This is a genomic window from Sinorhizobium arboris LMG 14919, from assembly GCF_000427465.1.
Classification (GTDB): Bacteria; Pseudomonadota; Alphaproteobacteria; order Rhizobiales; family Rhizobiaceae; genus Sinorhizobium; species Sinorhizobium arboris.
Genome location: NZ_ATYB01000008.1, coordinates 848,434 through 861,453, shown reverse-complemented (window position 1 = coordinate 861,453; position 13,020 = coordinate 848,434). Strand labels below are relative to the sequence as shown.

The 13,020-nt window shown below is 63.0% G+C and carries 11 protein-coding genes; 5 read left to right on the top strand and 6 right to left on the bottom strand.

All coding sequences use genetic code 11. The features are described from left to right. Window positions 1-43 precede the first annotated feature (43 nt). From SINAR_RS01000000133055 to SINAR_RS1000000135030, 3 genes are all read left to right on the top strand, one after another. Window positions 44-547, top strand: coding sequence for a hypothetical protein (locus tag SINAR_RS01000000133055; RefSeq protein WP_050577423.1), 504 nt, complete (start codon window positions 44-46; stop codon window positions 545-547). A gap of 69 nt (window positions 548-616) precedes the next feature. Beyond that, window positions 617-796, top strand: coding sequence for a hypothetical protein (locus SINAR_RS0104580; RefSeq protein WP_027997969.1), 180 nt, complete (start codon window positions 617-619; stop codon window positions 794-796). 9 nt (window positions 797-805) lie between these two features. Continuing rightward, complete coding sequence (locus tag SINAR_RS1000000135030) at window positions 806-1,003, top strand: hypothetical protein (protein ID WP_084617032.1); 198 nt, start codon at window positions 806-808, stop codon at window positions 1,001-1,003. Window positions 1,004-1,716: 713 nt separating this feature from the next. Here the strand turns inward: SINAR_RS1000000135030 and SINAR_RS0104570 are convergent. From SINAR_RS0104570 to SINAR_RS0104540, 6 genes are all read right to left on the bottom strand, one after another. After that, on the bottom strand, window positions 1,717-3,930 hold the full coding sequence (locus SINAR_RS0104570) for a xanthine dehydrogenase family protein molybdopterin-binding subunit (RefSeq protein ID WP_027997967.1): 2,214 nt from the start codon (window positions 3,928-3,930) through the stop codon (window positions 1,717-1,719). 1 nt (window position 3,931) lies between these two features. Next, entirely contained in the window at window positions 3,932-4,390 is a 459-nt protein-coding gene (locus SINAR_RS0104565) for a (2Fe-2S)-binding protein (RefSeq protein WP_027997966.1), read from the bottom strand. Window positions 4,391-4,666: 276 nt separating this feature from the next. Continuing rightward, window positions 4,667-5,623 (bottom strand): AraC family transcriptional regulator, encoded by a 957-nt coding sequence (locus SINAR_RS0104555; protein WP_027997965.1) that lies wholly within the window; start codon window positions 5,621-5,623, stop codon window positions 4,667-4,669. 177 nt (window positions 5,624-5,800) lie between these two features. Continuing rightward, window positions 5,801-8,950, bottom strand: a complete 3,150-nt coding sequence (locus tag SINAR_RS0104550) for an efflux RND transporter permease subunit (protein ID WP_027997964.1) — start codon at window positions 8,948-8,950, stop codon at window positions 5,801-5,803. Window positions 8,951-9,075: 125 nt separating this feature from the next. After that, window positions 9,076-10,230 carry an efflux RND transporter periplasmic adaptor subunit gene (locus SINAR_RS0104545; protein ID WP_027997963.1) on the bottom strand — a complete coding sequence of 385 codons (1,155 nt, stop codon included), beginning with the start codon at window positions 10,228-10,230 and terminating at the stop codon, window positions 9,076-9,078. Between the two features lie 106 nt (window positions 10,231-10,336). Beyond that, window positions 10,337-10,945, bottom strand: a complete 609-nt coding sequence (locus tag SINAR_RS0104540; RefSeq protein ID WP_027997962.1) for a TetR/AcrR family transcriptional regulator — start codon at window positions 10,943-10,945, stop codon at window positions 10,337-10,339. 193 nt (window positions 10,946-11,138) lie between these two features. Here SINAR_RS0104540 and SINAR_RS0104535 point away from each other — a divergent pair, with 193 nt between their 5' ends. Beyond that, window positions 11,139-11,966, top strand: a complete 828-nt coding sequence (locus SINAR_RS0104535) for a phosphogluconate dehydrogenase C-terminal domain-containing protein (protein WP_027997961.1) — start codon at window positions 11,139-11,141, stop codon at window positions 11,964-11,966. Window positions 11,967-12,032: 66 nt separating this feature from the next. Next, entirely contained in the window at window positions 12,033-12,974 is a 942-nt protein-coding gene (locus SINAR_RS0104530; RefSeq protein ID WP_027997960.1) for a D-ribose ABC transporter substrate-binding protein, read from the top strand. Window positions 12,975-13,020: the final 46 nt, after the last annotated feature.

The window sequence follows — 13,020 nt, the reverse complement described above, 5'->3', positions numbered from 1 at the left end:
GCCGGTTCATCCGTCGGCCGGTCAGGCCTTATGGGAGAGATCGATGGCATATGGATCACGCGTTGCTGCAAGCGGATTATGCGCCGGTCTCGCCGCGGTAGCGGTGCTTGTCGTCTCGGCCGAGCGCCGAAAGAAAAGGCCGTGGCGGCCGATCAACGCGACGAGCCACTGGATACACGGTGATCACGCCGGTTCGGTGTCGCGTTTCGACCTTGCTCACACCGGCACCGGCTTCGCGACGCATATGCTCGCCTCATTCTGGTGGGCGCTCCCGTTCTCGGCCATGATCGGGCGAAGCGGGCAGCCTTCGCCGCAACGGGTGATTGCTGCTGCTGTCGGCACGACTGCGCTCGCAGCAGTTGTCGATTACGGTCTGGTCCCGAAGCGCCTCACGCCCGGCTGGGAACTCGCCCTCCCGAAATCCGACCTGGCCATGGCCTATATCGCCTTTGGTTGCGGCCTTGCCCTGGGCGCCTTTCTGCATACGGCATTGCGGCCGGCGGCAGAGCCTCACCGCCTTCGTGGCCAGGAACATCGCACGGCCTGACCGGTTAGGCCGGGTAACAGCAGGATGTCGGTTCCGAAACGGGACGACACATGAGTGAGGAGGTTTCCAATGAGCAGCCGACCACCGCCAGTCCCTGCGGACAATCGCAGCGACAAGGGTACGGGAGAACCTGGAAGCGTGTCAGCCAAGTCGAAGAAGCCGGACGTGACCGAGGACCCCGACAAAAAGGGCCAGCAGGGGAATACGAAGGTCAATACGACCCATCAGGGCTACCAACAGGACAGATGAGGCAGAGGCATGTCCACTTCCAAGAAAACACCGGCAAGCATCCGCCAAGGCGGCCCGGGGGCATCGCACGAAAATGCGAAGGAACCGTTGCAAATACCGAAACCGCCAGCCGACTCCGAGCGCCGCACGCGCAGCAAGGTTTCCGGCGGTGGCGGCGAGCCTGACCGCCACCATAGCCACGACCCGAGGCGCAAGGGCGGGCATTGACCGATCACCGCTGCCTCGATGCCTGGGGGACGGCTCCGGGATGAACAATTCCGCATCGCAGGCGTTCTGTTTGACCCGAAACGGGTTGAGGAGTTCGCCATGCGACGCGGCTTGCGCCATTATCCGACGGTCGACCTGATCTTGCTTATCGCCGCCCTTGTGCTGGTTTCGGCGATCATGGTCGCATCCCTGTTCTTCGCCTAGATCGTATCGTCGAAAGGGTGAAATCCGAAGGATGTCGCCCAGAACCGCCGACCTCTTTTAGAGAGGCGCCCTGTTTCATTGACACGGTGAAACGCTCTAACCCATTGAAAGCACGCCCGGATGACGGCGCTGCGGAGGAGGCATACTCCGCAGCGACCAGCGGCGCCCCTGGGGAGGGGAGGAGGGAGGGACGCCGCCCGGATCGACCCGGCTTAGCGGAGGGACAGGAGCCGATCCGTTCTTCTGGACAAGTCGCTTTGGGCAAAGCGACGGCGCCTAACACGCTGCATCACGGATGGTTCCTAGAAAAAACTTCCGCCCGGCAATTCTTCAGACCGAATACCCCTCCCGCAGCCGCAGCGGCGTCCGTCGGTTCCCGATATACGCGCTGCGTCACTGAACAAGCGATGCAGCAACCGGAGAGAATGCCGGCCGCCTGCAGCCGCCCGTCTTCTCAGACGGGCGGCTGTGGCTCTTCGATTGCTGAGCGCATGGAGCAGCATGCGCGTTCAGGCGTTGAGCGATTTCGCGAAGGGCATGACGCGGATCCGCTTGCCGAGCGCCTTGGAGGCGGCGTTGGCGACCGCAGGGCCGATCGGCGGAACGCCCGGCTCGCCGATTCCCGAAGGCGCGTTGGCGGAGGCGACGATATGGACCTCCACCTTGGGCATCGCATCGATCCTGAGTGGCGTGTACATGTCGAAGTTACCCTGATCGACCTTTCCGCCGGTAAGCGTGATTTCCTCGCCCAGAATGGCACTCAGCCCGAAACCGATGCCGCCCTCGACCTGAGCGCGGACCTGATCCGGATTGATCGCCAGACCGCAATCGACGGCAGCAACGACCCGCTCGACCTTGATGCCGTCGCCATCGGTGGAAACCTCGGCGATCTGTGCCACAACCGAACCGAAACTCTCGGCGACGGCAACGCCCCGGAAGCGGCCCTCGGGCAGCGGCTTCTGCCATTCGGCCTTGTCCGCCGCAAGCCTGAGAACGGTCGCATGGCGCGACTGCGGCTCCAGCATCGACAGGCGGAACTCCAGCGGATCGCGTCCCGCAGCCTCTGCAACTTCGTCCAGGAAGGCTTCGGCTGCGAATGCGGTGTGCGTCGAGCCGACCGAGCGCCACCAGAGAACCGGCACGCGAACGTCGGTGGTCGTGAGCCCGACCGTCTGGTTTGGAATGGCATAGGGCAGGTTGTTCGCTCCCTCTACGGAGGTCGGGTCGACCCCGTTCTGGACCATGCCGTCCCATGCCGTTTTCGCCATGATCGACTGGCCGACGATGTGATCGCTCCAGGCGACGAGTTTGCCGCCTTCGTCGACCCCGGCTTTCAGGCGATGCACATAGGCGGGCCGGTACCGGCCGGCCCGCGTGTCGTCCTCCCGCGTCCATTGCACCTTGACCGGTGCACGGAAACCGAGGGCCTTCGCCACGTGGACGGCCTCTACCACCACGTCGCCGTCGAACACTGCGCGCCGCCCGAAGCTGCCGCCGGTCTTCATGACGTTGAGGCGGACCTTTTCGAGCGGCACTCCGGCAATCTCGCTGGCGAGTTGCTGGTATACGTCGGGAAGCTGGTGCCCGCCCCAGATCTCGATCGTGCCGTCTTCGTTCCTGCGCGCAACCGCATTCAGGGGCTCCAGGGCGGCATGCGCCAGATAGGGGAACTCGAATGTCGCCTCGACGACCTTGGCCGCCGATGTGAAGGCAGCCTCGGCATCGCCGTCCTTACGTGCGAATGCCGCCGGCGTCTTGCCGGCAAGGTCGCGATAGGTGGACATCAGCTCGGACGTTCCCCGCTTTTCGGCGTCCGTCTCGTCCCACTCGACCGTGACCGCCTCGCGGCCCTTGATCGCAGCCCACATATGCTCGCCTACAACCGCCACGCCGCGCGGCGTTTCCACCACGTCGACCACGCCCTTGACGGCGCGGGCGGCCGAAGCGTCGAAGGACTTCGCCTTGGCGCCGAAGAGAGGCGGGTGGATCATCACCGCCGTCAGCATTCCAGGAAGCTTTACGTCTATCGTGTATTGCTCGGTTCCGTTTGCCTTGCGTGCACTGTCGAAACGCTTCAGCTTGGCATTGCCGATGAGCTTCCAGTCGCCCGGCTCCTTGAGCTTGACGTCGCTCGGCACCGGCAGGGTGGCCGCTCTGGCCGCAAATGCGCCAAAACCGCCGCTTTTGCCCGAGGGATGGGCAAGGGTACCGTTCTCGACGGTAATCTCGGCCGCATCGACGCCCCATTCGGCCGCAGCGGCGGCGATCAGCATCGCCCGGGCGGCAGCACCCGCCTTGCGGTAGCGCTCCCACGAGGTCGTCATGGACGTCGAACCGCCTGTGCCCTGCATCGTGCCGCCAAAGGCGATATTGCCGTAGGCCGGTATGTTGCCGGCCGCGCCCTTGACGTCGATCGTCGACCAGTCGGCGTCGAGTTCTTCCGCGACCAGCGTGGCGAGGCCGTTATAGGAGCCCTGGCCCATCTCGAACTGGGACGAGAGCACGGTGACCTTTCCATCCGCGCCGATCGTCAGATAGGGAGAGAACGCGTGTGATCCGCTCTCGGTCTCCGCATCGCCCGCCAACGCCGGTGAAGCGGAGAGAACCCTGTATCCGACGGCAATGCCAGTGCCGGCCGCGAGGGCGCCGAGGAGGAACTGTCGCCGCGACGTTTCGACCCGGACGGTGGGAAGGGCGATCGATTGCATCAGTTTCGGTATCATGTCAGGCCTCCAGACGCTTCGCGGCTTCGTGAATGCCCGCGCGGATACGATGATAGGTGGCGCACCGACAGAGATTGCCGGACATGGCGGCGTCGATGTCGGCGTCCGTCGGTTTGGGATTGTTGGCCAGAAGGTCCGTAGCCGACATGATCTGGCCGGACTGGCAGTAGCCGCATTGGGGAACATCGAGATCGGCCCAGACGGCCTGGACCGTCTCTGCTACCTTCCCCTGCAGCCCCTCGATCGTCGTCACCTCGGCTCCTTCGATGTCGCCGATGAAGGTTTGACAGGACCGTGTTGGCGAACCGTCGATATAAACGGTGCAGGCGCCGCATTGCGCCATGCCGCAGCCGAATTTCGTGCCCGTCAATCCGACAAGGTCGCGGATCGCCCACAGAAGCGGCATATCCGCCTCGGCGTCGATCTTGTGTTCGACGCCGTTGATCTTAACAGTCACCATGGTGTTCTCCTCGCGTTTCGGCGCGTGAATGCGGGGTGCCGCTGCCACGTGCCGGACTGCCGCTGGCGCGGATATGGCAAGGCTTTCCGGCCACATTCCGCTCAAGCTCTTGGAATCGCTCGCGTTCATGACTCAGGCCGACCTGACCTAAGACCATGAACGAGACCCGGAGCTTAGAAGACCATCCCGCGGACTGATAGGTTCAATCCTGCCGAATTATTGCCCATTCCTGCCGGGATGACGGGATCGTGATCATCGCTGCCGCGCGCCGATTACTCAGCCTGCGGAGTTCCGCCTGGTCGAATCGCCGGAATTGAGAATTGCCCTGATGTCGCGCAGCGGCGGGTGGCCGAAGGCCCGGCGGTATTCCCGGTTGAACTGGGTCGGGCTTTCGTAGCCGACCCGCAGCGCAGCCGTCGCCGCATCGAGCGACTGGGAAAGCATCAGTTCCCGTGCGTGGTGCAGTCGCAGATGTTTCTGGAACTGCAGCGGGCTCATCGCAGTCATCGCACGAAAGTGGTGGTGCAGCGTGGAGACGCCCATATTGGCAATCTCGGCCAGCTCCTCCACCCGCAGCGGCTTGGTGTAGTTTTCCCTCAACCACGCGACGGCTTTGGCCACGCGGTTGCTGTTCGTGCCCGCGAGCGCGAAGCGCCGCAGCCGGGCCCCCTGCTCGCCGGTGAGAAGCCGATAAATGATCTCGTTCTGGATATGGCCGGCGAGGAAGGGAATGTCCGCCGGCGAATTCGCAAGCGAAATCAGCCGGAACAGGGCGTCGAAGAGCTCGCGGGTGGCGGTGCCGACGGCGACGCCCAGATCGCGTTCGGGAATGTCGGTCGGGTATATGTCGTGATCCGCTATGATGCGCCGCACTTTTTCCATGTCCAGGCGCAAGGCCGCGGCGACGTAGGGCTCCCCTTCGCTTGCCGCGCAGATCTGTGCGGTAACGGGAAGGCCTACGGCGGTCAGGAAGAAGCAGCCTTCATCGTAGACGAGCGTCTCGTTGCCAACGCGGACATTCTTGCTTCCCTTTATGATGAAGGAGAGGCTCGGCTCGTATACGCTCGAAAAGGGGCCGGCCGGCTCGACGATCCGATAGAGCGACAGGCCCGGGACGGGGTGTTTGAATGAGAGCCCATCCCAGGACAATTGTGACAGCTTGTCGAGGATCTGTGCGCGAAGTGCTGCGGTTTCCTCGCGCGAGTCCCTCTGCGGGAACATGATCGTGTTCATTCCTCTCCTGCCTCCGCTCGTCCGTTTCCATTATAAGATCGAATTCCAGGAGCATTATCACATTATTTTGATTTCGACAGAATCAGGCAATAATGGTCCGCCTGCGGGTGCTCGCGCAGGCGGGGCGATATCGGGTCACGCCGGGGCATCGCGGCCCGCGTCGACCGGTCTCGAAATTCATTCCGCCGCAAGCGGGACCGGGTAGCCCTCGCGGTCCTGGTCCGCACCGATCTGCGCGGCGGGCTCCGGGTCCGTTTTGCGTGTCTTCGGTTCCTTGCCGAAAAAGAGTGCGTAGCCGGCCGGCAGCACGAGGATGGTCAGAACGGTGGCGACCAGGATGCCGCCCATCATCGCATAGGCGAGCGGTCCCCAGAATACGCCGCGGGAGATCGGGATCAGAGCCAGCACCGCGGTGAGCGCCGTCAGCATGATCGGTCGGAAGCGGCGCACGGCCGCACCGACGATCGCCTCGCGGCGCTCCATCCCGGCGGCGATGTCCTGATCGATCTGGTCCACCAGAATGATAGAGTTGCGGATGATGATGCCGAGCAGCGCGATGACGCCCAGGATGGCGACGAAACCGAAGGGTGCACCGCTGACGAGCAGCGCCGCCGCCGCACCGATGATCCCGAGCGGACCGGTCGCGAGCACCAGCATCGCCTTGCCGAAGTGCTGGAGTTGCGCCATCAGGAGGATGACGATCACCACCAGCATGATCGGCGCCTTGGCGGCGATCGAGGCCTGGCTCTCGGCGCTATCTTCGGCACCGCCCTGGATCTCCACCTTGTAGCCGGGTGCCAGGCCGTCCCTCAGCCCCTTGAGCTCGTCGAAGAGCTTCATGGTCACATCGTTCGGCTGCACGCCGTCGGGCAGCGTCCCGCGGACGGTGATCGTGGGAAGCCGGTCCCGCCGCCACTCGATACCCTGTTCGATGACCGGCACGACCTTGGCGACCTGCGAGACGGGGACGAACCCACCGACATCGGTGGGCACATAGACCGACTGGACGGCAGAGAGCAGCTGACGGGTGCCGGCGGGTTCCCGCGCCACGATCGAGACCGTTTCTTCGCCGTCGCGGAAGCTGCCGAGGGGCACGCCGGACATTGCCGCCTGCAGCATCTGGCGGATGCGCTGCGAAGTGATGCCGAGGGCGCGGGCGCGGTCCTGGTCGATCACCAGCTTCATCGCGGGCACAGGCTCCAGCCAGTCGTCATGCACGGCGCCAAGCAGCGGGTTTTCCTGGAATTTCGCCCTTACCTGGTCGGCGATGCGGCGTACCACTTCGCGGTCGGGTCCCATCACTCGCATCTGCACCGGCCAGCCAGTCGGCGGGCCCAGGAACAATCGGTCCACCTTGCTGCGGATTGATGGGAAGTCCTCGGCAAGAATCGTGCGTAGCTTGGCGATCAGCCGCTCGCGGGCTGGCTCGTCCTTCGCCATGACGAGGAGCTGCGCGAAGTTGGGGTTGCGAAGCTGCTGATCGAGCGGCAGGAAGAAGCGCGGCGCGCCTTCGCCGATATAGGTGGCGATGAAGCGCTTGTCCTCATCATCCATCATGCGCTCCTCGAGCGCCTTCGCCTGTTTTTCGACCTCCTTGATGCTCGTTCCCTCAGGCAGCCAGAGATCGACGAGGATTTCCGGCCGCGAGGATTGCGGGAAGAAATTCTTCGGAATGAACTGGAATGCCCAGAGGCTGGCCGCGAAGATGGCGAGCGTCAACAGGAGCACGACGATGCGGTGGCGCACTGCCCAGCTGACGGTCGTCCTCAGGCGGCGATAGAAGCGCGTATCGAAAACGTCGTGATGAGTGCCGGCGTGGTGGCGCTGCTTCAGGATCATGTAGCCGAGCCAGGGAGTGAAATAGACTGCCACGAACCAGGAGACCACCAGGGCGATGCCGACGACGTAGAAGAGCGAGCGGACATACTCGCCAGCAGTCGATTCCGCGAAGCCGACAGGGATAAAGCCGGCGGTGGTGATCAGAGTGCCGGTGAGCATGGGAAAGGCGGTCGAGGAATAGGCGAAGCTCGCGGCATCGATCTTTTCCAGCCCCTCTTCGAGTTTCCGTTCCATCATCTCGACCACGATCATCGCGTCGTCGACAAGAAGGCCCAGCGCGATGATCAGCGCCCCAAGCGAGATGCGCTGCAGGTCGATCCCGAGTTCGTACATGATGGCAAAGGTGGCTGCGAGCACGAGCGGAATGGCGATCGCGATCACGAGACCGGAGCGCCAGCCGATCGACAGGAAAGAGACGACGAGGACGATGATCAGCGCCTCGACGAGCGCGTGACTGAACTCGCTGATCGCTTCAGTGACGACCTCCGGCTGATTGGAGACCTGATCGACCGATACGCCGTAGGGGAGCGCGGACTCGAAACGTTCATAGGTAGCGTCGACAGCCTTGCCGACATCGGTGACGTTGAAGCCCTTGGCCATGACGACGCCGATCTGAACGCTGTCGTGGCCGTTGAAACGGAATTTCCGCGAATAGGGATCTTCCAGCCCGGACGTCACCGTCGCAATGTCGCCGAGGCGGATGGTCCGGTCACCCGCCCTCAGCCGCAGCTCATTTATGTCGTCGACCTTGGTGACACCTCCTTCGACGGAGATGCGTACCGAGCGCGCACCCGTGTCGACCGAGCCCGCATAATCGACATTGTTCTGGCCCGCGACCGCATTGCGCAGGTCGTTGAATGTCAGGCCGCTCTCTGCGAGTGTCTTGGAAGAAACGTCAATATAGATTCTCTCGGGCTGGTCCCCGAGGATTACCACCTTCTCGACGCCTGATGTCGTCAGCAGCATGTCGCGGCCTTCGACCGCGAAGCGCTTGAGTTCCGGATAGCTGTAGCCGTCGCCGCTGATCGAATGCAGCGTGATGAAGGTGTCGCCGAACTCGTCGTTAAAATAGGGGCCCAGCACGCCGTCGGGGAGTTCGTTGGCGATGTCGCCCACCTTCTTGCGCACCTGGTAGAACGTGTCGGCGACCTCGTCTGCGTTGGTGTCGCCCTCGATCTGGACGGTGATGATGGCGCTGCCGGCGCGCGTATAGGAGCGGACGAAATCGAGATGCGGCGTTTCCTGCAGCTTGCGCTCGATCTTGTTGACGACCTGGTCTTCCATTTCCTGGATGGATGCCCCGGGCCATACGGCCTGCACCACCATGACGCGGAACGTGAATTCCGGATCCTCGCGTTGCCCCATGCGCAACAGCCCGAGCGCGCCCGTGACGATGATCAGCGCCAGGAGGAACCGCGCGATGCTCGGATGCCCGATCGCCCAGCGCGAAAGATTGAACGGTTTCTTATCGCCGGTGGAGGCATGCATGATCGTCGTCCCGTTCTATCGGTGGGTGGTTGAGCACTTCCAGGAAAGCGGGGTGCCGGTTTTCCGTTCGGAAGTGCATAGTTTCAAGGTGTTAGTGCGTTTCTCTGTTTCGACGAAGAGGCGCTCTAACGGAGGATTTCGGGCGTTTCCGCGCGGGCGGACTGCTGTTCGGCCGATTGCGGTTGGGCCGCCGGCAGTCTCACCTTCAGATCCTCGGCCATGAACTGTGTGCCTGCGGCAACGACGAGGTCGCCGGCGCCGAGGCCCTCGACGACGCGCACGCCGCTATCGGCGAAATCGGCGAGTTTGACCGGGCGTGCATGCACGGTCGAGAAGTCACGGTCGACAACCCAGACGATATTCTGGCCGTCCTTTTTCGACAGCGCGCTCAGGGGAATGGAAACGAGCGGCGTCGAGCTTGCTGCAGCCGCCTCGATCGTCGCCGTCATGCCGAGAAGCACGCGCTCGTCGTCCGGCAGGCTGACGCGTACGGCAAACGTGCGCGAACGCTGGTCGGCACTGCCGGAGACTTCGCGCACATGGCCGTCCAGCACGAGCATGTCGTTTGACCAGAAACGTGCCCGGACCGGTTTTCCGGATCTGAATTCGGCGATGTCTATTTCGGGCACTGCGATTTCGACTTCCTTCTCGCCGTCGACGGCGACGGTCAGCACGGGTGTTCCCGTTCCGACAACCTGCCCGATATCGGCGCTTACGGCCGTGACGATGCCGTTCTGATCGGCCTTGAGGTCCGTATAGATCACCTGGTTCTTTGCCTGGCCCAGGGAAGAGGCAGCGGCGTCTCGAGTCGAGACCGCCTGATCGTAAAGCAGCCTTGCCTGGTCGAGTTGAGCCTGGGACGAGAACGCTTTGCTGAAAAGCTGTTCGGCCCGGAGTTTCGCAAGCCCCGTCGTCTGCACCTGCTTTTCAGCGGCGAGAAGATTTGCCTCCGCGCTCCTGACCGCAAGCTGATAGTCGGTGGCGTCGACGCGGGCGAGAATGTCACCCGGCTTGACCCGGTCGCCGATATTGACGAGTCGTTCGGTGACCTTGCCGCCCACGCGAAAACCGAGGTTCATTTCCGTGCGCGCTCTGACCGAACCGGAATAATGAAGCTCCCGCGGCTCGCCGGTCGCGGCGATCTCCACGACCTTGACCGGGCGGATGATCTCCTTCGTCTCGACCGTCTCTTCCGAGCAGCCGGAGAGAGCGGCACCGAGCAGGATCGCGGTCAGGAGACGGGCGACGATCGGTCGGTTGAGGGCACTTCGTGAAAACATCGCTCTTACTCTCCTTGGCCGCCTTGCCCTGACTGCCATGGGCGGCGCGGCAGTTCTTGTGCATGTCGTTGCCGCAAAGCCGCTCCACGCTTCGGGAGGACGTGCATTATTTCCGCAGCGCCCGGATCGCGAACTCGATCAGTTGCTCGGGTGTGGCGCGGTTTTCCTTGGCAAGACACTGCGCGACGATCTGCGGATGGCAGAGGGTGACGACGCTGGCGCCGAAGCATCTGGCGGCGACCGCAGGGTCCAGATCGGCGAACTCTCCGGCATCGATTCCTTCGCGAATGATGCCTGCGAGGAGTTCGTCGAGACGGCTGATATGTTTCTCGATGACGTGCCAGTCGCGCTCGATCGCGACGACGACCATCTCATGGACTTTCTGCTCGTCGAGCATGGTCTCCACGGTCAGCTTGTGCTGGCCTTGCGCGTAGCGCCTCAGCCGTTCGGAGGCGCTGAGGGGCAGCTGCGCGATGTCGTAGGCCTGCTGGTAGCTTGTATCGAGCATCCGCGAGCAAAGGGCCTGGTGGATTTCAGTCTTCGACGCGAAGAAACGGTAGATGTTCGCCGGCGACATATCGAGCTCGCGCGCGATGTCGGCGACGTTCGTCTTGGCATAGCCGTAATAGCGGAACAGCCGCTCGGCGGCCTCAAGAATCCGCGTCACGTTTTCCTGCCGGGCGGCATCCAAGGCGTTATCTGCGAGATCGCTCATCCTGTCTCCTGATGATGAGTGACGAATTTTGAATTTCGTCAGTCATAATCCGATAGCGATGACTTGTCAATCGCAACGCTCCGATTGCCGGCTCGGCCGGCGTGTGAACGATGATCTTCATCCGCTGATATACTCATTGACTCATCATACCAGCTGCGCTAATCGGATGACGAAGATTGCTGAGGAGATGCATATGACCTCGATTGCCCTGTTCGGCGCCGGCGGGAAGATGGGCTGCCGTCTGGCCAAGAACCTCAAAGGCTCGCGTTTCGACGTACGCCATGTCGAAGTGAGCGAAGCGGGCAGGGCGCGCTTGTCCGAGGAGCTCGGGCTCTCGACCGTCCCTGCGGATGAGGCGCTCGATGGCGCCGAAGTGGTCATCCTGGCGGTACCGGACACCGCGATCGGCAAGGTCGCGTCCGCGATTGTGGGTAAACTGAAGCCCGGCACGATGGTCATCGTCCTCGACGCCGCAGCACCTTTCGCCGGTCATCTGCCGGAGCGCGACGACCTAACCTATTTCGTAACCCATCCCTGCCATCCGCCGATCTTCAACGACGAGACGGACCCGGCGGCCAAGCGCGATTTCTTCGGCGGCGTCGCCGCCAGGCAGCATATCGTGTCCGCGCTGATGCAGGGGCCGGAAGAGGCCTATGTGCTCGGCGAGGAGATCGCCAAGGTCATCTGGGCGCCGGTGATGCGCTCGCATCGGGTGACGGTCGAGCAGATCGCACTCCTGGAGCCCGGCCTTTCGGAAACGGTCTGCGCCTCGCTGCTGGTCGTCATGCGCGAGGCCATGGAGGAGTGCGTCAAGCGTGGCGTGCCGCGAGAAGCAGCGCGCGACTTCCTGCTCGGCCACATGAACGTACTTGGCGCGGTGATCTTCGAGGAGACGCCCGGCGTCTTTTCCGACGCCTGCAACAAAGCCATCGAATTCGGCAAGCCGATGCTCATGCGCGAAGACTGGAAACGCGTCTTCGAGCCGCAGGAGATCGCCGACAGCATCCGGCGCATCACCTGAGCGCGCGAATGGAATACGGGAGTCCTGAGGACGGCTCCGACTTTTTCAACCTGGGAGGAAATGCAGATGACACTGACACGCAGAATGACCATCGCCGCATTTGCGGCGGTCTTGGCGGCGGGTTCCGCCATTCCGGCCTACGCGGCCGATCTCATCGCGATTATCACCCCGTCGCACGACAATCCCTTCTTCAAGGCCGAAGCGGTGGGTGCCGAGGCCAAGGCGAAGGAGCTCGGCTACGAAACGCTGGTCCTCGTACATGACGACGATGCCAACAAGCAGTCGCAGCTGATCGACACCGCAATCGGCCGCGGCGCGAAAGCGATCATTCTCGACAATGCGGGCTCGGAAGCGTCCATTGCCGCGGTTCAGAAGGCGAAAGATGCGGGCGTGCCGTCCTTCCTGATCGACCGTGAGATCAACGCGACCGGCGTTGCCGTCTCGCAGATCGTCTCCAACAACTATCAAGGCGCGCAGCTCGGCGCCGAGGAGTTCGTGAAGCTGATGGGCGAATCCGGCAATTATGTCGAGCTGCTCGGCCGCGAAGCCGATCTCAACGCCGGCATCCGCTCGAAGGGCTACCACGACGTCATCGACGAATATCCCGAGATGAAGATGGTGGCGCAGCAATCGGCGAACTGGAGCCAGACCGAGGGCTACAGCAAGATGGAGACCATCCTTCAGGCGAACCCCGACATCAAGGGCGTGATCTCCGGCAACGACACGATGGCAATGGGCGCGATCGCCGCATTGCAGGCGGCCGGCCGCAAGGACGTGATCGTCGTCGGCTTCGACGGTTCGAACGACGTCCGCGACTCGATCAAGTCCGGCGGTATCAAGGCCACGGTCCTGCAGCCGGCCTATGCCCAGGCGCAGATGGCGGTGCAACAGGCTCACGAATACATCACCACCGGCAAGGCACCGGCGGAAGAAAAGCAGCTCATGGACTGCGTGCTGATCAACAGCGAAAACGCCGACCAGCTCGAGACCTTCGCGCTGGCCGATTGATCGGTTCCAAAGAGTTGGAGCGGGAGCGGGCGGCAACCGTCCGCAC